We start from the raw sequence: 21,874 nt of genomic DNA on the forward strand, positions 1-21,874 counted from the left end.
TTGGATCCTTCATGGACAAACTTCTGATTCGCGGCGGGCGTGAGCTTCGCGGCGAAGTACTCATTTCCGGCGCCAAGAACGCCGCGCTGCCCGAGTTGTGCGCAGCGCTGCTGACCGACCAGCCCGTGGTGCTGCACAACGTGCCGCGCCTGCAGGACGTGTCGACCATGCTCAAGCTGGTGCGCAACATGGGCGTGACGGCCGAGGCCGACGACAACGGCACCGTGCGCCTGAACGCCGGCGAGCTCGGCAACCCCGAGGCCCCCTACGAACTCGTGAAGACCATGCGCGCCTCGGTGCTGGCATTGGGCCCGCTGCTGGCGCGCTTCGGCCACGCCAAGGTGTCGCTGCCCGGCGGCTGTGCCATCGGCTCGCGGCCGGTCGACCAGCACATCAAGGGCCTGCAGGCGATGGGCGCCGAGATCGTGGTCGAGCACGGCTACATGGTTGCGCGCCTGCCCGAGGGCCGCACGCGGCTGAAGGGCGCGCGCATCCTGACCGACATGGTCACCGTCACCGGCACCGAGAACTTCCTCATGGCCGCCGCGCTGGCCGAAGGCGAGACGCTGCTCGAGAACGCCGCGCAGGAGCCCGAGATCGTCGACCTGGCCGAGATGCTGATCCGCATGGGCGCGAAGATCGAAGGCCACGGCACCAGCCACATCCGCATCCAGGGCGTCGAGAAGCTGCACGGCTGCGAGCACGCCGTGGTGGCCGACCGCATCGAGGCCGGCACCTTCCTGTGCGCCGTGGCGGCCACGGGCGGCGAGGCCTTCCTGCGCCACGCGCGCGGCGACCACCTCGACGCCGTGATCGACAAGCTGCGCGACGCCGGCTGCACCGTCGTGACCGAGCCCGACGGCATCCGCATCGGCTCGCAGGGCCCGGCCTACGACCACCTGAAGGCGCAGAGCTTCAGCACCACCGAATACCCCGGCTTCCCGACCGACATGCAGGCCCAGTTCATGGCCCTGAACGTGATCGCGCGCGGCGCCTCGATGGTCACCGAGACCATCTTCGAGAACCGCTTCATGCACGTGAACGAGATGGTGCGCCTGGGCGCGCGCATCCACGTCGAGGGCAAGGTCGCGATGGTCGAGGGCGTGCAACAGCTCTCGGGCGCCACCGTGATGGCCACCGACCTGCGCGCCTCCGCCAGCCTCGTCATCGCCGGCCTCGTGGCCGAGGGCGAGACGCTGGTCGACCGCATCTACCACCTGGACCGGGGCTATGACCGCATGGAATCGAAACTGCGCGGCCTCGGTGCCGACATTGAACGCGTGACGGGAGCCGCCGCATGATCACCCTGGCTCTTTCCAAAGGCCGCATCTTCGAAGAGACGATGCCCCTGCTGGCCGCCGCCGGCATCGAGGTCACCGAAGACCCTGAGAAATCGCGCAAGCTCATCCTCGACACCACCCGCCCCGACGTGCGCGTGGTGCTGGTGCGCGCCTCCGACGTGCCCACCTACGTGCAGTACGGCGGCGCCGACCTCGGCGTGACCGGCCTGGACGTGTTGCTCGAGCATGGCAACCAGGGCCTGTACCAGCCGCTGGACCTGCGCATCGCGGCCTGCCGCCTCAGCGTGGCCGTGCGCGCCGACTACGACTACGCTTCGGCCGTGAAGCAGGGCTCGCGCCTGCGCGTGGCCACCAAGTACGTGGGCCTGGCGCGCGACTTCTTCGCCAGCAAGGGCGTGCACGTCGACCTGATCAAGCTCTACGGCAGCATGGAGCTGGCGCCGCTCACGGGCCTGGCCGACGCCATCGTCGACCTGGTCTCCACCGGCAACACGCTCAAGGCCAACCACCTCGTCGAGGTGGAGCGCATCATGGACATCAGCGCCCGGCTGGTCGTCAACCAGGCCGCGCTCAAGCTCAAGCGCGAACCCATCCGCCGCATCATCGACGCCTTCGCGTCCGCCATTCCCTCCGCCTGAACCTCAAGCCCATGACTCTGCAAGCAGCCCCCGCCCGACTGTCCACGAACTCAGCCAGCTTCGACGCTGAATTCAAGGCGCGGCTGCATTGGTCCGCGGACGCGGACGCGGCGATCGAGAAGGTGGTGGCCGACATCCTCGCCGACGTGCAAAAGCGCGGCGACGAGGCGGTGCTGGAGTACACCAACCGCTTCGACAAGCTCGATGCGAAGACGCTGCCCGAGCTCGAACTCACGCAGGCCGAGCTGAAGGCCGCGTTCGAGGGCCTCCCCGCCGCGCAGCGCGACGCGCTCGAAGCCGCCGCGCGCCGCGTGCGCAGCTACCACGAGGCGCAGAAGAAGGCCTCGGGCGAAAGCTGGAGCTACCGCGACGCTGACGGCACGCTGCTCGGCCAGAAGGTCACGCCGCTGGACCGCGTCGGCATCTACGTGCCGGGCGGCAAGGCTGCGTACCCGTCGAGCGTGCTGATGAACGCCATTCCCGCGCACGTCGCGGGCGTGGGCGAGATCATCATGGTCGTGCCCACGCCGAAGGGCGAGAAGAACCAGCTCGTGCTCGCCGCCGCCTACGTGGCCGGCGTGACGCGCGGCTTCACCGTCGGCGGTGCGCAGGCCGTGGCCGCGCTGGCCTACGGCACGGCCACCATCCCGGCCTGCGACAAGATCACCGGCCCCGGCAACGCCTACGTGGCCGCCGCCAAGCGCCGCGTGTTCGGCACCGTGGGCATCGACATGATCGCGGGCCCGAGCGAGATCCTGGTGCTGGCCGACGGCTCCACGCCGCCCGACTGGGTGGCCATGGACCTGTTCAGCCAGGCCGAGCACGACGAGTTGGCCCAGAGCATCCTGCTGTGCCCCGACGCCGCCTACATCGATCGCGTGCAGGCCGAGATCGACCGCCTGCTGCCGACCATGCCGCGCGCCGAGATCATCGCCGCCTCGCTCAACGGCCGCGGCGCGCTGATCCACACGAAGAGCATGGAAGAGGCTTGCGAGATCAGCAACCGCATCGCCCCCGAACACCTCGAGGTGAGCAGCAGCGAACCGCACCGCTGGGAGCCGCTGCTGCGCCACGCCGGTGCGATCTTCCTGGGCAACTTCACCAGCGAGAGCCTGGGCGACTACTGCGCCGGCCCGAACCACGTGCTGCCGACCAGCGGCACCGCGCGCTTCTCGAGCCCGCTGGGCGTGTACGACTTCCAGAAGCGCTCCAGCCTCATCGAGGTGAGCGAGGCCGGCGCGCAGGTGCTGGGCCCGATCGCGGTCACGCTGGCCGAAGGCGAGGGCCTGCAGGCGCACGCCGAAGCCGCGCGCATGCGCCTGCGTAAGATCTGAGGCTCCAACAACTCCGCTTCAGGGAGGAGCACGCCAGATGATTCAACGCCTCTATCGCTCGCGATTTTTCCGCTTCGCCACCGGCCTCGTTGCCGGTGCCGCCTTGCTGGCCGCCTGCACCCAGATGCCGCAAAACCGCGCCGAGACGACGGCGATGGCGGCCACGTCCAGTGCTGCAAAGCCTGCACCCGCGCCGGCCCAACTCGGCACGCAATGGGGCGAGGGCATCGAGTCGAAGACCCGCACGGTGGCCGCCAAGCGCCTGTCCGACCAGCCCGACGACGTGGCCTCGATCGGCTACAACGACGCGGCCAGCGTGCGCCGCGACGCGGGCAGCAACCCCGAGCGCCGGCTGAACCTGCAGCTGGCCCAGGGCGACATCGAATGGTCGGTGCTCGACGAGAACGACCGTCCGCTGCCGCTGCAGCGCGCGCGCCGCGGCCACAGCGACGACATGTTCCGCCTCGCCGGCGTCGAAGGTGCGCGCTACACGCTGCGCTTTCGCAACCTCAGCGATCGCAGCTACGAGGTGATCGCCACCGTCGACGGCCTGGACGTGCTCAATGGCAAGCCTGGCAGCCTGCGCAACGGCGGCTACGTGCTGCGCCCGCAGCAGACGCTCAACATCGAGGGCTTCCGCAAGAGCCAGAGCGAAGTGGCCGCCTTCCGTTTCGCCACGCCGGGCCGCGCCTACGCCGCGAACACCGAGGCCGGCGACGTGCGCAACATCGGCGTGATCGGCGCCGCGCTGTTCGAGCTCGAAGAGCCGAACGCACCGCGCCGTACCCGCCGCGACGCCTCGCCGTCGCAGCCCAGCGCCTTCCCGGCCGACGGCGCGTACGCGCCGCCGCCGCGCTACCGCAAGTAAGCCGGCGAGGCCATGCAACGCGCCGCCGTCCTGCTGTTGCCGCGCCTGCCGGCGCTGCTGCTCGCCCTGGCGGCCGGTGCGATCGGCGCCGGCGCGCAGGCCATGAGCATCCGCGAGCTGCGCACGCTCGAAGCCGGCGAGAAGGACGGCAAGGCCTACGCCAGCTATTACCTCGTCGGCGTGCTTGAAGGCCTGCGCGAGGGCGTCGAGTCGTCGCAGCGCAACGGCCAGGTGCCGCCGTTCTGCATCGAGGGCCGCCGCCTCGAACCCTCGATGGCCCGCTCGCTCTACCAGACCGAGCTGAGCCGCAACGCCGACAGCTACGAAGCCGACATGCCCGTGCAACTGGTCATGGCCGGCGCCCTCCGCAACAGCTACCGCTGCACCCGATGACCGTTTCCGATTCTTCCGCCTCCGACACCCGCCTGCCGCTCGACCGCATCCGCGCCGACGTGCGCGCCATGCACGCCTACGCGGTGCAGGACGCGCGCGGCTTCCTCAAGCTCGACGCGATGGAGAACCCCTACGGCCTGCCGCCCGCGCTGCAGGCCGAACTGGGCGCGCGCCTGGGCGCGCTGGCGCTCAACCGCTACCCCGGCGACCGTGGCGCCGACCTGCAGCGCGCGCTGGCCGCCCATGCGGGCCTGCCCGAAGGCTTCGGGCTGATGCTGGGCAACGGCTCGGACGAACTGATCTCGCTGCTGGGCATCGCCTGCGACCAGCCCGGCGCCGCCGTGCTGGCGCCCGTGCCCGGCTTCGTCATGTACGCGATGAGCGCCCAGCTGCAGGGCCTGCGCTTCGTCGGCGTGCCGCTCACGGCCGATTTCGAGCTCGACGAGGCCGCCATGCTGGCCGCCATCGCGCGCGAGAAGCCGGCCATCGTCTACCTCGCCTACCCGAACAACCCGACCGCCAACCTCTGGGACGACGCCGTCATCGAGAAGATCGTGCAGGCCCAGGGCGCGCAGGGCGGCCTGGTGGTGATCGACGAGGCCTATCAGCCCTTTGCCGCCCGCAGCTACATCGACCGGCTCGCCAACCACCGCCACGTGCTGCTGATGCGCACCCTGAGCAAGTTCGGCCTGGCCGGCATCCGCCTGGGCTACCTCATGGGCCCGGCCGCGCTGGTCGCCGAGATCGACAAGGTGCGCCCGCCTTACAACATCAGCGTGCTCAACTGCGAGGCCGCGCTGTTCGCGCTGGAGCACGCGGCCGTGTTCGAGGCCCAAGCGCGCCAGATCCGCGAAGGGCGCGACCAGCTCATGGCCGCGCTGGCCCGGCTGCCGGGCGTGAAGACCTGGCCCAGCGATGCCAACATGATCCTGCTGCGCGTGCCCGATGCCACCCGTACCTTCGAGGGCATGAAGGCCCGTGGGGTGCTGGTGAAGAACGTTTCTAAAATGCATGAACTGCTCGCCAACTGCCTGCGCCTCACCGTCGGAACGGCCGACGAGAACACGCAGATGCTGGCGGCGCTCGAAGCCTCACTATGACCACCCCCACGACCCCGGGCAGCACCGATCGCATCGCGACGGTCACCCGCCACACCGCCGAGACGAAGATCACGGTCAGCGTCAACCTCGACGGCACCGGCAAGGCCAAGCTCTCCACGGGCATCGGCTTTTTCGACCACATGCTCGACCAGATCGCCCGCCACGGGCTGATCGACCTGGACATCGATTGCGAGGGCGACCTGCACATCGACGGCCACCACACGGTGGAAGACGTGGGCATCACGCTCGGCCAGGCCGTGGCCAAGGCCATCGGCGACAAGAAGGGCATCCGCCGCTACGGCCATGCCTACGTGCCGCTGGACGAAGCGCTGAGCCGCGTCGTCATCGACTTCTCGGGCCGCCCGGGCCTCGTGATGCACGTGCCCTTCACCAGCGGCATGATCGGCACCTTCGACAGCCAGCTCACCTACGAGTTCTTCCAGGGCTTCGTGAACCACGCCTTCGTCACGCTGCACATCGACAACCTGAAGGGCGTGAACGCGCACCACCAGTGCGAAACGGTGTTCAAGGCCTTCGCGCGCGCCATGCGCGGCGCGCTGGAACTCGATCCGCGCTCCGTCGGCGTCATTCCCTCGACCAAAGGTTCGCTCTAAAACTCCCCGGCGAACAGCTATGAAATCTGTAGCAAAAAACTCCGTCGCGGTCGTCGACTACGGCATGGGCAACCTGCACTCCGTGTCGCAGGCCGTGCGCCATGCGGCCGACCAGGTGGGCGTGGAGGTGTTCGTCACCTCCGATCCGGACGTGGTGCGCCAGGCCACCCGCGTGGTGCTGCCGGGGCAGGGCGCCATGCCCGACTGCATGCGCGAACTGCGCGACTCGGGCCTGCTCGAATCGGTGCTCGAGGCCGCGGCCAGCAAGCCGCTCTTCGGCGTGTGCGTGGGCATGCAGATGCTGCTGTCGCGCAGCGACGAAGGCCCAACCGACGGCCTGGGGCTCATTCCCGGCGAGGTCGTCAAGTTCGACCTGGCCGGCCGCCTGCAGCCCGACGGCAGCCGCTTCAAGGTGCCGCAGATGGGCTGGAACCAGGTGCGCCAGGCCCAGCCGCACGCGGTGTGGGCGGGCATTCCCGACCAGAGCTACTTCTATTTCGTGCACAGCTTCTACGCATGTCCGGCGGATGCCCGGCACAGCGTGGGCGAGGCCGATTACGGGGCATGCTTTACCGCGGCCATCGCACGCGATAACATTTTTGCAACCCAGTTTCACCCGGAGAAGAGTGCGGACCATGGGCTGCAGCTGTATCGCAACTTCCTCCACTGGAATCCCTGACCTTATATTCCCGCCCGGGCCGCACCGTTGGCAGCCCGGCTTTCGCACACTCGCGTCACTTCCATGCTCCTCATTCCCGCCATTGATCTCAAAGACGGCCACTGCGTTCGCCTCAAGCAGGGCGACATGGACCAGTCCACCATCTTCAGCGAAGACCCCGCCGCCATGGCCCGCAAATGGGTCGAGGCCGGCGCCCGTCGGCTGCACCTGGTCGATCTGAATGGCGCCTTCGCCGGCAAGCCGCAGAACCATGCGGCGATCAAGGCGATCCTGAAGGAAGTCGGCGACGACATCCCGGTGCAGCTGGGCGGCGGCATCCGCGACCTGGACACCATCGAGCGCTACATCGACGACGGCCTGCGCTACGTGATCATCGGCACCGCCGCGGTCAAGAACCCCGGCTTCCTGAAGGACGCCTGCAGCGCCTTCGGCGGCCACATCATCGTGGGCCTGGATGCCAAGGACGGCAAGGTCGCCACCGACGGCTGGAGCAAGCTCACGGGCCACGAGGTGGCCGACCTGGGCAAGAAGTTCGAGGACTACGGCGTCGAATCGATCATCTACACCGACATCGGCCGCGACGGCATGCTCTCGGGCATCAACATCGACGCCACCGTCAAGCTCGCGCAGGCGCTGACCATCCCGGTGATCGCCTCGGGCGGCCTGTCGAACATGGCCGACATCGACCAGCTCTGCGCGGTCGAGTCCGAAGGCGTCGAGGGCGTGATCTGCGGCCGCGCCATCTATTCGGGCGACCTCGACTTCGCCGCCGCCCAGGCGCGCGCGGACGAGCTGGCCGGCGCCTGACGCCTTTGCTGTAGCGGCGCGTGCTCTCCGCGCTCGCCATTGCCAACTACCGCTCGCTGCGCCAGCTGACGGTGCCGCTGGGCCGCCTCACGATGGTCACGGGCGCCAACGGCAGCGGCAAGTCGAGCGTGTACCGCGCGATGCGTCTGCTGGCCGACATCGCCAACGGCGGCGTGATCCGCTCGCTGGTGCGCGAGGGCGGGCTGTCTTCCACGCTGTGGGCCGGGCCCGAGCGCTTTTCGGCGGCGATGCTGCGCGGCGAGCAACCGGTGCAGGGCACCATGCGCAGCGAGCCGGTGGCGCTGAAGCTGGGCTTCGCCGGCGCCGAGGCCGACGATTTCGGCTACGCCATCGACATCGGCCTGCCGCCGCCGGTCCCGTCCTCGGCCTTCTCGCACGACCCGCAGATCAAGCACGAGGCGATCTGGAGCGGCCCGCTGCTGCGCCCCTCCACGCACCTGGTCGACCGCAAGGGCGCCGCGCTGCGCCTGCGCGACGGCAGGGGCTGGCAGGCCGTCGGCCGGCCGATCCCGGCCTTCGCCAGCATGATGACCGAGCACGCCGACCCGCGCGACGCGCCCGAGATGCTCACGCTGCGCGAGCAGATGCGCTCCTGGCGCTTCTACGACCACTTCCGCTCCGATGCCGACGCCCCAGCGCGCCAGCCGCAGCTGGGCACCTACACGCCTGTGCTGGCGAACGATGGGGCCGATCTGGCCGCGGCCCTGCAGACCGTCCGCGAGATCGGCGACGGCGAGGCGCTCGACAGCGCCGTGGACGATGCCTTCCCGGGCGCCCGCATCGAGGTGCAGGCGAACGGCGACCGCTTTGAGACGCTGATGCACCAGCACGGCCTGCTGCGGCCCCTGACGGCCGCCGAACTGTCGGATGGCACCCTGCGCTACCTGCTGTGGATCGCGGCGCTGCTGACGCCCCGTCCGCCCGCGTTGCTGGTGCTCAACGAGCCCGAGACCAGCCTGCACCCCGACTTGTTGTCGGCGCTCGGCCGCCTCATCGCGCAGGCCGCGCGGTCGTCGCAGGTGATCGTGGTGTCGCATGCGGCGCGCCTGATCGCCGCCCTGGAAGACAGCGACGGCCTGCAGCCGGTGGTGCTCGAAAAGCGCTTCGGCGAGACCCGCATCGCGAACCTCGACATGAGCGAGATTCCGCGCTGGGAGTGGCCGGCGCGGTAGAGAAAAGGGCAGGCGGGCCTATTCCGCCTTCACCGCCATCGTCTGGATGATCGTTTCCAGCTGCGCGCTCATCGGCAGGTTGAGGCTCTCCCCCGAAGGCAGCTTGCGCATGAACCAGCGCTTGTACTGCCGGTGGATCTCGCCGTCTTCCGCCAGCACCTGGAAGGTGTCGACCACCACCTTGTTCAGCTGCGGGTCGCCCTTGCGGTACATGACGGCGTAGGGGTCGTAGGAGAGGAAGTCGCCCACCACCTCGTACTGCGCCTTGGCGGCGTCGCGGGCGATCAGGCCGTAGAGCAGCACGTCGTCGGTGGCGAAGGCGTCGGCCTGGCCTTCTTTCACGAGCGCGAACGACTCGGCATGGTCGCGCGCCACCTTCAGCTCGATGTTGAGCTTGAACTTCTGCGACAGGTCGCGCAGCGTCTTCTCGTTGGTGGTGCCGGCCGTCACGGCCACCTTCTTGCCGGCCAGGTCGCGGAACGACTGGATCGGCGCGCCCTTCCTCACCAGCACCTTGGTGCCCGAGACGAACATCGTCGGCGAGAAGGCCACGCGCTTCTGGCGCTCCAGGTTGCTGGTGGTGGAGCCGCACTCGAGGTCGACCTGGCCGCTGACAACCGCATCGATGCGCGAGTCGGAGGTGACGGGCACCCACTTGATCGTGAGGCTCTTGTTGACCGTGTCCTCGATGGCCGTGACGAGCGCGCGGCACAGCTCGATGGAATAGCCGATCGGCTCCTTGCGCGCATTGAGGTACGAGAAAGGCACCGAGGCCTCGCGGTGGCCGATGGCGATGGTGCCGCTCTCGCGCACCTTGGCCAGCGTGCCGGTGAGGAGCTCCTGCGCCTGCGTGGGGCCGGCCGGCAAGGCCAGGGCCACGGCCGCCAGCAGCCATGCGGCGACGGCGGAGGGCAGCGTGGCGATGCGCGTCATGGCGTGGCGCCTCACGCGTGGGCCGGGTGGGCGAGGGTGGCAGCGGCTTCCTCGTCGAGCACCTTGGCGTTGGCCTCGGCATCGCTCGCGGACAGCAGTTCGCCCTCCCACTTGGCGACCACGGCCGTGGCGATGGAGTTGCCCACCGCGTTGGTGGCCGAGCGGCCCATGTCCAGGAAGGTGTCCACGCCCAGGATCAGCAGCAGGCCGGCCTCGGGAATGTCGAAGTGGTTCAGCGTGGCGGCGATCACCACCAGCGAGGCGCGCGGCACGCCGGCCATGCCCTTGGAGGTGAGCATCAGGATCAGCAGCATGGTGATCTGCGTGCTGATCGGCATGTGGATGTCGTAGGCCTGCGCGATGAACAGCACGGCGAAGGTGCAGTACATCATCGAGCCGTCGAGGTTGAACGAGTAGCCCATCGGCATCACGAAGCTGGAGATCTTGCGCTTCACGCCGAAACGGTCGAGCGCCTGCAGGATCTTCGGGTAGGCGGCTTCGGAGCTCGCCGTAGCGAACGACAGCAGGAACGCCTCCTTGATGAGCACCAGCAGCTTGAACACGCGCGGCCCGAGGAACAGCAGGCCGGCCATGATCAGCACGCCCCACAGCACGAACAGGCCCAGGTAGAAGTCGCGCATGAACACGGCGAACTTGACGAGAATGCCCAGCCCGTTCACGGCCACGGTGGCGGCCATGGCCGCCAGCACCGCCAGCGGCGCGAGCTTCATGACGTAGCCCGTGATCTTGAGCATGGCGTGCGACAGCTCCTCGATGGCGGCCACCAGCGTTTTGGCCTTGTCACCGAGCGAGGCCAGGGCCACGCCGAAGAACATCGAGAACACCACGATCTGCAGGATCTCGTTGTTGGCCATCGCCTCCACGAACGACTTGGGCACCGTGTGGCTCACGAAGTCCTTGAAGGTGAACTTGTTGGTCGCCAGGTTGGCCGAGGCGCCGATGTCGGGCAGCGGCAGGCCCAGGTTCTCGCCGGGCTTGAGCAGGTTGGCCATGACCAGGCCGATCACCAGCGAGATCAGCGAGGCCGTGAGGAACCAGCCGATGGCCTTGCCGAACACGCGGCCCACCGACTTGGCGTCGCCCATGTGCGCGATGCCCACCACCAGCGTGGAGAACACCAGCGGGCCGATCAACATCTTGATCAGGCGCAAGAAGACGTCGGAGACGATGGAGACGTAGTCCGCGATCTCCTTGGCGGCCTTCTTGTCGGGAAAGCTGGTGAAGATCATGTAACCGACGATGATGCCGAGCACCATGGCGATCAGGATCCAGGCGGCCATGGGCAGCTTTTTCTTCATGCGTATCCCCTTTGTCGTGTGAGAGTGGTTCTTTTCGAGTGCACGGGACCGACCCGGCACAGGGTATCCAAGAAAGGCGGATGCACGCAATGGCCCGCTGCCAGGATGCGGCGGCTGCCTACAATTCCTCACATGGATATCCGCTCGATCGAGTTTCGAGGCCAGCCGGCGTTGCACGCCGTGGCGGCCGATGGCAGCACGCTGACGGTGGCGCTGCATGGCGCCCAGGTGCTTTCCTGGGCCCCGGCCCGCGGTGGGGAGCGACTGTATCTGAGTCCGAAGGCCGTTTTTGACGGCCAAACCGCCATCCGCGGCGGCATTCCCCTGTGCTGCCCCCAGTTCAACCAGCGCGGCATGCTCCTCAAGCATGGCTTCATGCGCAATCTGCCTTGGATTCGCGAGGAATCGGGCACGCCCGACACCCTGCGGCTCGTGCTGCGCGACAACGACGCCACCCGCCGGCTCTGGCCGCATGCCTTCGAGGCGCGGATGGACGCCACGCTCGCCGCCGGCCGGCTGCGCACCGCGCTCACCCTGACCAACACCGGCGATGCGCCCTGGCCGTTTTCGGCCGCGCTGCACACCTACCTGCGCGTGGACGACATCGCCGCCGTGCGCCTCGAAGGCCTGCAGGGCGCTGCCCGCTGGGACGCGGTGCGCGACGTGCGCCAGACCGAAACCGCCGCCGCGCTGCAGTTCGACGCCGAGTTCGACAGCGTCTACACCGCCCCGGCACAGCCGCTGCGGCTGGTGCAGCCCGACGGCACGCTCGAAATCACCCAGAGCGAAACCTGCACCGAAACCGTGGTCTGGAACCCCGGCGCCGCGCTCGGTGCGACACTCGCGGACATGCCCCCAGAGGGCTTCCGCCACATGCTCTGCGTCGAGGCGGCCCGCATCGACGAGCCCGTCGTGCTGGCGTCCGGCGCCCAATGGCAGGGCTGGCAACAGCTTTGCGTTCTCTGATTTCCTTCCGGTTCAACTTCCCATGCTTGCCAAACGCATCATTCCCTGCCTCGACGTCACCGGCGGCCGCGTCGTCAAGGGCGTCAACTTCCTCGAGCTGCGCGATGCCGGCGACCCCGTCGAGATCGCCGCGCGCTACAACGCGCAGGGCGCGGACGAACTCACCTTCCTGGACATCACGGCCACCAGCGACGGCCGCGACCTCATCCTCCCGATCATCGAGGCGGTGGCCTCGCAGGTCTTCATTCCGCTGACCGTGGGCGGCGGCGTGCGCACCGTGGCCGACGTGCGCCGGCTGCTCAATGCGGGCGCCGACAAGACCAGCTTCAACTCGGCCGCCATCGCCGACCCGCAGGTGATCAGCGACGCGGCCCAGAAGTACGGCTCGCAATGCATCGTGGTCGCCATCGACGCCAAGCGCCGCAGCCCCGAAGACGCCGCCACGCGCGGCGCGGGCTGGGACGTGTACAGCCACGGCGGGCGCAAGAACACCGGCCTGGACGTGGTGCAGTGGGCGACCGAGATGGCGCGCCGCGGCGCGGGCGAGATCCTGCTCACCAGCATGGACCGCGACGGCACCAAGAGCGGCTTCGACCTGGCCCTGACGCGCGCCGTGAGCGACGCGGTCAACGTGCCCGTGATCGCCTCGGGCGGCGTCGGCAGCCTCGACGACCTGGCCGACGGCATCCAGAAGGGCGGCGCCGACGCGGTGCTGGCCGCGAGCATCTTCCACTACGGCGAGCACACCGTGGGCGAGGCCAAGGCGCGCATGGCCGAGCGCGGAATTCCCGTGCGCATCGACGCCTGAGCGGGACCGGAAGGGTCTTTTCCTATCCTCGACAATATCCCCATGAATTGGCTCGATGAAGTGAAGTGGGACGCCAGCGGCCTCGTGCCGGTGATCGCCCAGGAACAAGGCACGAACGACGTGCTCATGTTCGCGTGGATGAACCGCGAGGCGCTCGAAAAGACCGCCGAGCTGGGCCGCGCGGTGTATTTCAGCCGCTCGCGCAGCAAGCTGTGGTTCAAGGGCGAGGAGTCGGGCCACGTGCAGACCGTGCACGAGATCCGCCTCGACTGCGACAACGACGTGGTGCTGCTCAAGGTGACCCAGCTGGGCCACGAGCCCGGCATCGCCTGCCACACCGGCCGCCACAGCTGCTTCTTCAGCAAGTACGAAAAGGGCCAGTGGACCGTGGTCGAACCGGTCTTGAAAGACCCGGAGTCGATCTACAAATGACCGCCACAGTGAACGATTCGAACACCTCCGACGCGCTCGCCCGCCTGGCCGCGGTGCTCGAGAGCCGCCTGCCCGCGAACGGCGGCGACCCCGAGAAGAGCTACGTCGCCCGGCTGCTGCACAAGGGCCCCGACGCCTTCCTCAAGAAGATCGGCGAGGAAGCCACCGAGGTCGTGATGGCCGCCAAGGACGCCGACCACGGCGGCGACCGCTCGAAAATAGTGAACGAAGTGGCCGACCTGTGGTTCCACACCATGGTGGCGCTGGCCCACTACGGTTTCTCGCCGGCCGACGTGGTCGCGGAGCTCGAGCGCCGCGAAGGCACCAGCGGCATCGAGGAAAAAGCCCTGCGCAAGGTGCAGGCCCGCGAAGCTTCCAACGACTGAATGATCGATTGAAAGGGCATCGACCATGGCCAATGACATCGTGAACGTGGAACCCGACGACTCCCTCAAGACCTGGGGCTGGGTCAGCTACGTGCTGCACCTGATCGTGGCCATCGGCGCGGTCGTGCCGGGCGCGCAGGCCTCCGTGCTGCTGCTGCTCATCGCCCTGCTGATTGATTTCGTGAAGCGCGACGACGCGGCCGGCACCTGGCAGGCCTCGCACTTCAGCTGGCGCATCCGCTCGGTGCTGTGGGCCGGCCTGCTGTACATCGTCACCTCGTGGCTCTGGCTGCTGCTGTTCGTGCCGGGCTGGATCGCCTGGAGCCTGATTTCGCTGTGGTTCCTCTACCGGATCGTGAAGGGCATGATCCGGATGAACGACGGCCGTCCCATGGAACCCAAAGATGTCATCTGATCCGAACTGCGTCTTCTGCAAAATCATCGAAGGCAAGATCCCCTCGCGCAAGGTCTACGAAGACGACGACCTGTTCGGTTTCCACGACATCGCCCCCTGGGCGCCGGTGCATTTCATGCTGGTGCCCAAGAAGCACATCGCCTCGATGGCGCAGCTCACGCCCGAGGATTCGGCGCTCATGGGCAAGATCATGACGCTGGCACCACAGCTGGCGCTGGAGCAGGGCTGCCGGCCCTATCCGGACGGCGGCTACCGGGTCGTCGTGAACACCGGCGCCGAGGGCGGGCAGGAGGTTCACCATCTCCATGTGCACGTCATGGGCGGCCCCCGCCCCTGGCTTCGCGGCTGAGCAGGGTTAAGCCAAACTGTCACATTCCCCCCGACTAAAATCGGACACATTCTTAGGAGTTCTCCATGGGTTCTTTTTCCATCTGGCACTGGCTGATCGTGCTGCTCGTCGTGGTCATGATCTTCGGCACCAAGAAGCTGCGGAACATGGGTTCGGATCTCGGTGGCGCCGTCAAGGGCTTCAAGGACGGCATGAAGGACGGCTCGGCCTCCTCCGACGCCTCCGCTGCACCGGCCCCCACGCAGCAAGTGACCGGCCAGCCGGCCAACAGCGACAAGTCGACGATCGACGTCGAAGCGCGCCAGAAGTCCTGAGCACCGCAGGCACACATCCGTGATCGACCTCGGCATTGAGAAGCTGGCGCTCATCGGCGTCGTGGCGCTGATCGTGATCGGGCCGGAGAAGCTGCCGCGCGTTGCACGCACGGTGGGCGCCCTGCTCGGCAAGGCGCAGCGCTACGTGAACGACGTCAAGGCCGAAGTCAACCGTTCGATGGAGCTCGACGAGCTCCGCAAGATGAAGACCACGGTCGAGGACGCGGCGCGCGACGTGGAGCACAGCATCCACACCGGCGCCAGCGAGTTCGAGAAGCAGTTTTCCGGCGCGTCCGGCGACACCCTGTCGGCACTGGCCGAGCCCGAGCAGGCGGTGCCCGAATACAGGCACCCCCGCAAGAACTGGCGCCTGAAGCAGGGCGCCACGCCGAACTGGTACAAGGCGCGCAACGGCGTGCGTACCAAGGCGCTGTCGGGTGCGGCGCGGGTCGCCCGCTTCCGCCCCCACAAGATCAACTGACGCACGCGCACGCCCCGCGGCGTTCCCGGGCGCCCCGTGCGCCTGTGTCTTCTCCCACGCTTTCTCCTCTCCCATGGCCGATTCCGACAACAAGAACAAAGAAGAAGACGAGCTGGCGGGCACCGAGCAGCCGTTCGTGCAGCACCTGGTCGAGCTTCGGGACCGGCTGCTGTACTGCGTCTACGGCCTCGTGGTCGCGGGCATCCTGCTGGCGATCTGGCCCGGCCCGAGCGGGCTCATGGACATCATCGCCATGCCGATCCGCGCGCACATGCCGCCGGACGCCAAGCTGATCGCCATCGGTGTGTTCTCGCCGTTCTTCGTGCCGCTCAAGGTGCTGATGATGGCGGCCGTGCTGCTGGCGCTGCCCTGGCTCATGTACCAGGCCTGGATGTTCGTCGCGCCGGGCCTGTACAGTCACGAGAAGCGCTTTGCCTTGCCGCTGATCTTCTTCGGCAGCGTGCTGGCCTACGGCGGCATCGCCTTCGTGCAGCTGTTCGTGCTGGACAAGATGTTCGGCTTCATCCAGAAGTTCACGCCCGCGGCGGTGGCGGCCACGCCCGACATCTCGTCGTACGTCGAGGCCATCCTGTCACTGTACATCGCCTTCGGCGTCGCCTTCCAGGTGCCGATCGTGGTGATGCTGCTGGTGCGCTTCGAGATGGTCACCATCGAGAAGCTGCGCTCGTTCCGCGGCTACTTCATCGTGATCGCCTTCGTGGTGGCTGCGGTGCTCACGCCGCCCGACGTGGTCTCGCAGCTCGCGCTGGCGGTGCCGATGTGCCTGCTGTACGAGGTGGGGATCATCGGGGCGCGCTATTTCGCAGGAACGGGCAAGGCGCCCGAGGGTGAAGAAGAGGGTGCCGGCTCGGGGTCTTCCGGCAGTTCCTGATCCCCGGATCGATCGGCTCCTGCCCCCAAAACAAAAGCGGCCCGAGGGCCGCTTTTTTGTTGCTGTCCGATATGCGGCCGGAGCCGCTGTCGTTTCTCGCCTATTCGTTGTTGGGCAACTGCTGCCGGATCGGGCTCTTCGGCCGCAGCCCCGGCGTCACGTCCAGTTCCATCTTGTCTGTGCCGCGCTGCAATGCGAAGCGGGCCGCGTCGCCTGGCTTCAGACCGGCCACGGCGGTCAGCAAGGCCTGCACGTTGTCGGTCTTCTTCTCGCCCACCGAGGTGATCACGTCGCCCGGGCGGATGCCGGCCTTGGCGGCGGGGCCGTTCTGCAGCACGCCGGTGATGATCACGCCCGCGTCGGCCTTCACGCCGAAGGTCTCGGCCAGTTCGGGCGACAGGTCGCTCGGCTCGACGCCGATCCAGCCGCGGCGCACCTGGCCTTCCTTCACGATGCCCTCGAGCACGATCTTGGCCATCGACACCGGGATGGCGAAGCCGATGCCCATGCTGCCGCCCGAGCGCGAGTAGATCGCGGTGTTGATGCCCTGCAGGTTGCCGTTGACGTCGATCAGCGCGCCGCCCGAGTTGCCGGGGTTGATGGCCGCGTCGGTCTGGATGAAGTTCTCGAACTGGTTGATGCCCAGCTGGTTGCGCCCCAGCGCCGAGACGATGCCGCTGGTCACGGTCTGGCCGACGCCGAAGGGGTTGCCGATGGCCAGCACCTGGTCGCCCACCAGCAGCTCGTCGGAGTTGCCCAGTACGATCACCGGTAGCTTGTCGAGCTCGATCTTGAGCACGGCCAGGTCGGTGTCGGGGTCGGTGCCGATCACCTTGCCGCGCGCGTGGCGGCTGTCGTTCAGGGTGACCTCGATTTCGTCGGCGCCCTCGACCACATGGTTGTTGGTGAGGATGTAGCCGTCGGTGCTCACGATCACGCCGCTGCCCAGGCCCACCTGGGGCTGGTCGGCCTGGTCGCCGAAGAAGAAGCGGAACCAGGGGTCGTTGCTGCGCGGGTGGCGCTGCGCGGCCTTGCTGGTGTTGATGCTCACCACCGCCGGCGAGGCCTTCTTGGCCGCCGCGCTCAGGCTGCCCGTGGCGGGCACGGTCGGCGCGCCGCTGGGCGCTTCCACGATGGACACCACGCCGCCCAGCGAGGTCGAGCGCTTATTGATCCACTCGGGCTTGAGCGTCGCGACGACGAAATAGGCCGCCAGCAGGACGGTCACGGCTTGGGCAAAGAGCAGCCAGGTGCGTTTCATGAAAGCTTGAAGAAAGAGCGTTGGAAAAGCGCTGAAAGACGGCGCCGGTTGCAATTGTCCCTCAACCGGCAGGCGCCATAGACCGCGCGGCAGGGTCGAGATTGCGCGGCCTTCGGGACGTGAATACGGGCTAACCCTTAGTATCGGCAAGCGATCCGACCCGGATCGCCCCCTCAGGCCTTCCGCGCCGCCCACCCGGCGGACGCGGCCAGGCGATCCCTTCGTCGGCGTGCCACGCTCTGCCCCTATCCGGTTCAAGGCAGGCGAGCGGCCACGATACCCCTGCTGCCATGACCTCAGAAGCTACCTACGCGGACGGCGCCACGCCCGCTCCGGCGCGCACGCTCGATGCGCGCGACTACAAGACCCTGGCCCTGTCCGCCCTCGGCGGCACGCTCGAGTTCTACGACTTCGTCATCTACGTCTTCTTCGCGACCGTGCTGGGCGCGCTGTTCTTCCCCGCCGACATGCCCGACTGGCTGCGCCAGCTGCAGACCTTCGGCATCTTCGCGGCGGGCTACCTCGCGCGGCCCGTGGGCGGCATCGTCATCGCGCACTTCGGCGACCTGCTGGGGCGCAAGCGCATGTTCACGCTGTCGATCTTCCTGATGGCGGCGCCCACGCTGGTGATCGGCCTCTTGCCCACCTACGCGAGCATCGGCGTCGCGGCGCCCCTGCTGCTGCTGGCGATGCGCGTGCTGCAGGGCGCGGCCATCGGCGGCGAAATGCCCGGCGCCTGGGTGTTCGTCGGCGAGCACGTGCCGGCCAAGCGCTACGGTTTCGGCATCGGCACGCTGACCTCGGGCATCACCGGCGGCATCCTGCTGGGCTCGCTGGTGGCCGTGGCCATCAACCGCCACTACTCGCCGGAGCAGGTGAACGACTTCGCCTGGCGCATTCCCTTCATCCTGGGCGGCGTGTTCGGGCTGTTCTCGGTCTACCTGCGCCGCTTCCTGCACGAGACGCCGGTCTTCAAGGAACTGGCCGGCCGAAAGACGGTCGCCCGCGAACTGCCGCTGCGCACCGTGCTGCGCGAGCACCGCCTGGCGAGCGTGTACGTGGGGCTGCAGACCTGGGTGCTGTCGGCCGCGATCGTGGTGGTGGTGCTGTACACGCCCACCTACCTGCAGAAGGTGCACCACATTCCGGCGGCGCTGGCGCTCGAGGCCAACGCACTCGCCACGCTGACCCTGACCATCGGCTGCGTGATCGTCGGCTGGGCCAGCGACCGCATCGGCACGCGCGCCGTGATGCTCATCGGCTGGGGCGGCCTCTTTGCCACCGCCTACCTGTTCTACACCGGGCTGCCCGGCACGCCGGCCACGCTGTTCTGGCACTACGGGCTGGTGGGTCTCTTCGTGGGCACCATCGCCACGGTGCCGATCGCGGGCGTGCGCGCCTTTCCGGCGCCGGTGCGCTTCACGGGGCTTTCCTTCGCCTACAACATGTCTTATGCCGTCTTCGGCGGCCTGACGCCGGTGATCCTCACGCTCTGGCTGCAGCACGACACCATGGCGCCGGCGCACTACGTCGCCGCGCTGGCGGCGCTGGGCTTCCTGCTGGCCCTGTGGCCCCTGGCCGCACGCGGCCACCCGATGCGCGATGGCGCGCCGGCCGCAGGGAGCGCGACAATGTCGCGATGAGCACCACACGCCACGAACTGCTTCACGCATTCGACCTGCTGCTGGCCCCCGGGCGCTTCAAGGATTACGGACCCAACGGCCTGCAGGTCGAAGGGCGCACCGTGGTCCGCAAGATCGTCTCCGGCGTGACCGCCAGCCGCGCGCTGATCGAGGCCGCGATCCACGCCGAAGCCGATGCCATCTTCGTCCACCACGGCCTGTTCTGGCGCGGCCAGGACGGCTGCGTCACCGGCTGGATGAAGCAGCGCCTGGGCCTGCTGCTGGGTGACGACGTCAACCTCTTCGCCTACCACCTGCCGCTCGATGCGCACCCCGAACTGGGCAACAACGCGCAACTCGGCCTGCAGCTGGGGCTCGTGGCGCACCCGGGGTCGGCCGGGCGTTTCGGCGAGCAGGAATTGGGCTTTCTGGGCGCGCGCGAGAACGGCGAGAACTTCGCCAGCGCCAAGGCCCTGGCGACCCATGTCGAGAAGGTGCTGAAGCGGCCCGTCACGCTGGTCGACACGGCCCACCGCCCGATCAAGAACATCGCGTGGTGCACGGGCGGCGCCCAAGGCTACTTCGAGGCCGCCATTGCGGCCGGCGCCGACGCCTTCATCACCGGCGAAATCTCCGAGCCGCAGGCGCACTACGCCCGCGAGCTGGGCGTGGCCTTCCTGGCCTGCGGCCACCACGCCACCGAGCGCTACGGCGCGCAGGCCGTAGCGGCCCATGTGGCGGCCCAGCTCGGGCTGAAGCACGAGTTCATCGACATCGACAACCCGGCATGAAGGCGCCGATCGCGATCACGCTCGGCGACCCGGCCGGCATCGGCCCCGAGATCATTGCCAAGGCCTTCCGCGACGCGCCCGACGCCGTGCGCGGTGCGTTCGTGGCTGGCGACGTCGGCACGCTGCGAAAAGCCTCGCAGGCGCTCGCGGCGCCGGGGCGGTTGGCGTGGCCTGTCGTGGAGATCGCCAGCGTCGCTGAAGTGGTTGCCGTGCCGCCGGGGTGCATCCCGGTGCTGCAGGTGATCGCGCCGCCGAAGGGCATCGTGCAGGGGCGCATCAGCGCCGAGGCCGGGCGCGCCGCTGGCGACTGCGTGGTGTGGGCCGCGCGGGCTGCGTTGCGCGGCGAGATCTCGGCCCTCGTCACTGCACCGCTGCACAAGGAAGCGCTGGCCGCGGCCGGCTTTCCGTACCCCGGCCATACCGAACTGCTGCAGGCCGAGGCCGCCGCCCACCTGGGCCGCACCGTGGCCGACGTGCCCGTGCGCATGATGCTGGCCAACGACGAGCTGCGCACCGTGCTCGTGAGCATCCACATGTCGCTGCGCGACGCCATCGAGGCCGTGCGCTTCGACGGCGTGCTGGACACGCTGCGCATCACCCATCGCGCGCTGACCCATGCGCTCGGCCGGCCGCCGCGCATCGGCGTGGCCGGGCTCAACCCGCACGCGGGCGAGGGCGGCCTGTTCGGTTCGGAAGAGCGCACCGTCATCGCGCCGGCCATCGAGGCCGCGCGCGCCGAGGGCATCGACGCCCAGGGGCCCCATGCGCCCGACACCGTCTTCATGCGCGCGCGCGCCAAGGCCGGCGTGCCGTCCAGCGGCGAGTTCGACGTGGTGATCGCGATGTACCACGACCAGGGCCTGATCCCGGTCAAGTACCTCGGGGTGGAGAAGGGCGTGAACGTGACGCTCGGGCTGCCGCTGGTGCGCACCAGCCCGGATCACGGCACGGCGTTCGACATTGCGGGCCAGGGCGTGGCCGATGCCTCGAGCCTTGTCGAGGCGTTGCGCATGGCACGAACGCTGGCCGGCGCCTGAGCGCGCTGCCAGTAAGAAAAGCTCAGGGGCGCTTCAGGCTGTCGCGGATTTCGCGCAGCAGCGTGATGTCTTCCGGCGTGGCAGCCGGCGCTGCCGGGGCCGCCTCTTCGGTCTTGCGCAGCTTGTTGATCTGCTTGACCATGATGAAGATGATGAAGGCGAGGATCACGAAATTGACAGCAATCGTGATGAAGTTGCCATACGCCAGCACCGGCACGCCGGCCTTCTTCAACTCCGCCAGCGTGTTCGTCACGCCCGGCGGCACCGTGCCCAGGATCACGTAGAGGTTCGAGAAGTCGAGCTTCCCGAACACCATGCCCACGAGCGGCATGATGATGTCGGCCACGAGCGAGTCGACGATCTTGCCGAACGCCGCCCCGATGATCACGCCGACGGCGAGGTCGATGACGTTGCCCTTGACGGCAAACTCCTTGAATTCGCTGAGGATGCTCATGATTCAGAAAGGGTGCTGAAGACCTGCTGTTGAAAGGGGTGCCAGTATGCCTGCGGAAGCGGGGGGCCAAGACGGGCGGCGCCTCGGGTGATGCGGGACCGCAACTCAGGAATGACCGCTGGCGGCTCCTGCTTGGAACGGACGGAGGGTACCCAGTCTCCGTAGCTAAACCTTGCCGACTACGCTTTGGAACGTCTTGTTTCCAATTTCGCGGGATGGGTAGAACCGGTCGGATACGTCGTGTTTTGCTCTCGAAAAGAAGGCAAAACGGCGCTGTACGGGCATTTCGGAAGCATCCTGGAACGCAGGCAAAGCCCCATTGACAGTGCACTGCACTGGTACGATGAGAGGGGAGCAGTGGGGAGCGGCCGCGCGAAATCGACCTTCAAGACTTCTGTCTGTCAGAGCGCATTCGCCCTGGGTGCGCCAGATTCTTGCGTGACCCCGCGATGAATTCTGCACCTTTGTTGCCTGAATTTGCCAGTTT

26 protein-coding genes are annotated in these 21,874 nt (G+C 68.0%); 22 read left to right on the forward strand and 4 right to left on the reverse strand.

Annotated elements, in window-relative coordinates:
* Positions 1-11 precede the first annotated feature (11 nt).
* The 10 genes from murA (at position 12) to AC1RAD_RS04815 (ending at position 8,927) form a co-directional block, all read left to right on the forward strand.
* Entirely contained in the window at positions 12-1,301 is a 1,290-nt protein-coding gene (gene murA / locus AC1RAD_RS04770) for a UDP-N-acetylglucosamine 1-carboxyvinyltransferase (RefSeq protein ID WP_062471705.1), read from the forward strand.
* Positions 1,298-1,939 carry an ATP phosphoribosyltransferase gene (hisG, locus tag AC1RAD_RS04775; protein WP_062471702.1) on the forward strand — a complete coding sequence of 214 codons (642 nt, stop codon included), beginning with the start codon at positions 1,298-1,300 and terminating at the stop codon, positions 1,937-1,939. Before murA ends, hisG begins: the two co-directional genes overlap by 4 nt.
* An 11-nt stretch (positions 1,940-1,950) precedes the next feature.
* Positions 1,951-3,273: a histidinol dehydrogenase gene (gene hisD / locus AC1RAD_RS04780; protein ID WP_307584240.1), complete on the forward strand. Its 1,323-nt coding sequence runs from the start codon at positions 1,951-1,953 to the stop codon at positions 3,271-3,273.
* Positions 3,274-3,310: 37 nt separating this feature from the next.
* Positions 3,311-4,141: a hypothetical protein gene (locus AC1RAD_RS04785; RefSeq protein WP_492734066.1), complete on the forward strand. Its 831-nt coding sequence runs from the start codon at positions 3,311-3,313 to the stop codon at positions 4,139-4,141.
* A 12-nt stretch (positions 4,142-4,153) separates the two neighbouring features.
* On the forward strand, positions 4,154-4,534 hold the full coding sequence (locus tag AC1RAD_RS04790; protein WP_492734067.1) for a hypothetical protein: 381 nt from the start codon (positions 4,154-4,156) through the stop codon (positions 4,532-4,534).
* Positions 4,531-5,634: a histidinol-phosphate transaminase gene (hisC, locus tag AC1RAD_RS04795; RefSeq protein WP_492734068.1), complete on the forward strand. Its 1,104-nt coding sequence runs from the start codon at positions 4,531-4,533 to the stop codon at positions 5,632-5,634. Before AC1RAD_RS04790 ends, hisC begins: the two co-directional genes overlap by 4 nt.
* The gene (hisB, locus tag AC1RAD_RS04800; RefSeq protein ID WP_062471688.1) at positions 5,631-6,248 is read left to right on the forward strand and encodes an imidazoleglycerol-phosphate dehydratase HisB; all 618 of its coding nucleotides are present in this window, start codon (positions 5,631-5,633) and stop codon (positions 6,246-6,248) included. Before hisC ends, hisB begins: the two co-directional genes overlap by 4 nt.
* Positions 6,249-6,267: 19 nt before the next feature.
* A complete protein-coding gene (gene hisH / locus AC1RAD_RS04805) occupies positions 6,268-6,927 on the forward strand; it encodes an imidazole glycerol phosphate synthase subunit HisH (protein WP_062471685.1) in 660 nt (219 codons plus the stop codon).
* 63 nt (positions 6,928-6,990) lie between these two features.
* Positions 6,991-7,734 carry a 1-(5-phosphoribosyl)-5-[(5-phosphoribosylamino)methylideneamino]imidazole-4-carboxamide isomerase gene (gene hisA, locus AC1RAD_RS04810; RefSeq protein WP_062471681.1) on the forward strand — a complete coding sequence of 248 codons (744 nt, stop codon included), beginning with the start codon at positions 6,991-6,993 and terminating at the stop codon, positions 7,732-7,734.
* Between the two features lie 20 nt (positions 7,735-7,754).
* Positions 7,755-8,927 (forward strand): AAA family ATPase, encoded by a 1,173-nt coding sequence (locus AC1RAD_RS04815; RefSeq protein WP_492734069.1) that lies wholly within the window; start codon positions 7,755-7,757, stop codon positions 8,925-8,927.
* An 18-nt stretch (positions 8,928-8,945) separates the two neighbouring features.
* Here the strand turns inward: AC1RAD_RS04815 and AC1RAD_RS04820 are convergent, their stop codons facing one another.
* Together AC1RAD_RS04820 and AC1RAD_RS04825 are read right to left on the reverse strand one after the other, a co-directional pair.
* Entirely contained in the window at positions 8,946-9,860 is a 915-nt protein-coding gene (locus tag AC1RAD_RS04820; protein WP_487847948.1) for an amino acid ABC transporter substrate-binding protein, read from the reverse strand.
* Positions 9,861-9,871: 11 nt separating this feature from the next.
* Positions 9,872-11,179 (reverse strand): dicarboxylate/amino acid:cation symporter, encoded by a 1,308-nt coding sequence (locus tag AC1RAD_RS04825; RefSeq protein WP_492734070.1) that lies wholly within the window; start codon positions 11,177-11,179, stop codon positions 9,872-9,874.
* Positions 11,180-11,311: 132 nt separating this feature from the next.
* Here AC1RAD_RS04825 and AC1RAD_RS04830 point away from each other — a divergent pair, with 132 nt between their 5' ends.
* The 9 genes from AC1RAD_RS04830 (at position 11,312) to tatC (ending at position 16,222) form a co-directional block, all read left to right on the forward strand.
* A complete protein-coding gene (locus AC1RAD_RS04830; RefSeq protein WP_492734071.1) occupies positions 11,312-12,145 on the forward strand; it encodes a D-hexose-6-phosphate mutarotase in 834 nt (277 codons plus the stop codon).
* 22 nt (positions 12,146-12,167) lie between these two features.
* The gene (gene hisF, locus AC1RAD_RS04835; RefSeq protein WP_095743770.1) at positions 12,168-12,953 is read left to right on the forward strand and encodes an imidazole glycerol phosphate synthase subunit HisF; all 786 of its coding nucleotides are present in this window, start codon (positions 12,168-12,170) and stop codon (positions 12,951-12,953) included.
* Positions 12,954-12,995: 42 nt separating this feature from the next.
* Positions 12,996-13,385 carry a phosphoribosyl-AMP cyclohydrolase gene (gene hisI, locus AC1RAD_RS04840; RefSeq protein WP_492734072.1) on the forward strand — a complete coding sequence of 130 codons (390 nt, stop codon included), beginning with the start codon at positions 12,996-12,998 and terminating at the stop codon, positions 13,383-13,385.
* Positions 13,382-13,771 carry a phosphoribosyl-ATP diphosphatase gene (locus AC1RAD_RS04845; protein WP_095743772.1) on the forward strand — a complete coding sequence of 130 codons (390 nt, stop codon included), beginning with the start codon at positions 13,382-13,384 and terminating at the stop codon, positions 13,769-13,771. Before hisI ends, AC1RAD_RS04845 begins: the two co-directional genes overlap by 4 nt.
* A gap of 25 nt (positions 13,772-13,796) precedes the next feature.
* Positions 13,797-14,186: a DUF4870 family protein gene (locus tag AC1RAD_RS04850; RefSeq protein WP_056572726.1), complete on the forward strand. Its 390-nt coding sequence runs from the start codon at positions 13,797-13,799 to the stop codon at positions 14,184-14,186.
* Positions 14,176-14,535: a histidine triad nucleotide-binding protein gene (locus AC1RAD_RS04855; RefSeq protein WP_062471658.1), complete on the forward strand. Its 360-nt coding sequence runs from the start codon at positions 14,176-14,178 to the stop codon at positions 14,533-14,535. The genes AC1RAD_RS04850 and AC1RAD_RS04855 overlap by 11 nt, the downstream gene beginning before the upstream one ends.
* Positions 14,536-14,600: 65 nt before the next feature.
* The gene (tatA, locus tag AC1RAD_RS04860; RefSeq protein WP_492734073.1) at positions 14,601-14,849 is read left to right on the forward strand and encodes a Sec-independent protein translocase subunit TatA; all 249 of its coding nucleotides are present in this window, start codon (positions 14,601-14,603) and stop codon (positions 14,847-14,849) included.
* 19 nt (positions 14,850-14,868) lie between these two features.
* Complete coding sequence (tatB, locus tag AC1RAD_RS04865) at positions 14,869-15,330, forward strand: Sec-independent protein translocase protein TatB (protein WP_062471652.1); 462 nt, start codon at positions 14,869-14,871, stop codon at positions 15,328-15,330.
* Positions 15,331-15,403: 73 nt separating this feature from the next.
* Positions 15,404-16,222: a twin-arginine translocase subunit TatC gene (gene tatC, locus AC1RAD_RS04870; RefSeq protein ID WP_070059920.1), complete on the forward strand. Its 819-nt coding sequence runs from the start codon at positions 15,404-15,406 to the stop codon at positions 16,220-16,222.
* Positions 16,223-16,322: 100 nt separating this feature from the next.
* On the opposite strand, the gene AC1RAD_RS04875 is transcribed toward tatC, so the two are convergent.
* Positions 16,323-17,483: a S1C family serine protease gene (locus tag AC1RAD_RS04875; protein ID WP_492734074.1), complete on the reverse strand. Its 1,161-nt coding sequence runs from the start codon at positions 17,481-17,483 to the stop codon at positions 16,323-16,325.
* Positions 17,484-17,773: 290 nt separating this feature from the next.
* On the opposite strand from AC1RAD_RS04875, the gene AC1RAD_RS04880 reads away from it, so the two are divergent.
* The 3 genes from AC1RAD_RS04880 to pdxA are packed head-to-tail and all read left to right on the forward strand — an operon-like array spanning position 17,774 to position 20,933.
* The gene (locus AC1RAD_RS04880; RefSeq protein ID WP_492734075.1) at positions 17,774-19,126 is read left to right on the forward strand and encodes an MFS transporter; all 1,353 of its coding nucleotides are present in this window, start codon (positions 17,774-17,776) and stop codon (positions 19,124-19,126) included.
* Positions 19,123-19,896, forward strand: a complete 774-nt coding sequence (locus tag AC1RAD_RS04885) for a Nif3-like dinuclear metal center hexameric protein (RefSeq protein WP_062473645.1) — start codon at positions 19,123-19,125, stop codon at positions 19,894-19,896. Before AC1RAD_RS04880 ends, AC1RAD_RS04885 begins: the two co-directional genes overlap by 4 nt.
* A complete protein-coding gene (gene pdxA, locus AC1RAD_RS04890; protein ID WP_492734076.1) occupies positions 19,893-20,933 on the forward strand; it encodes a 4-hydroxythreonine-4-phosphate dehydrogenase PdxA in 1,041 nt (346 codons plus the stop codon). Before AC1RAD_RS04885 ends, pdxA begins: the two co-directional genes overlap by 4 nt.
* A gap of 22 nt (positions 20,934-20,955) precedes the next feature.
* Here the strand turns inward: pdxA and mscL are convergent, their stop codons facing one another.
* Complete coding sequence (gene mscL, locus AC1RAD_RS04895; protein WP_062473649.1) at positions 20,956-21,387, reverse strand: large conductance mechanosensitive channel protein MscL; 432 nt, start codon at positions 21,385-21,387, stop codon at positions 20,956-20,958.
* Positions 21,388-21,874 lie beyond the last annotated feature (487 nt).

This window comes from Variovorax sp. GW823-FHT04B03 (assembly GCF_058796495.1).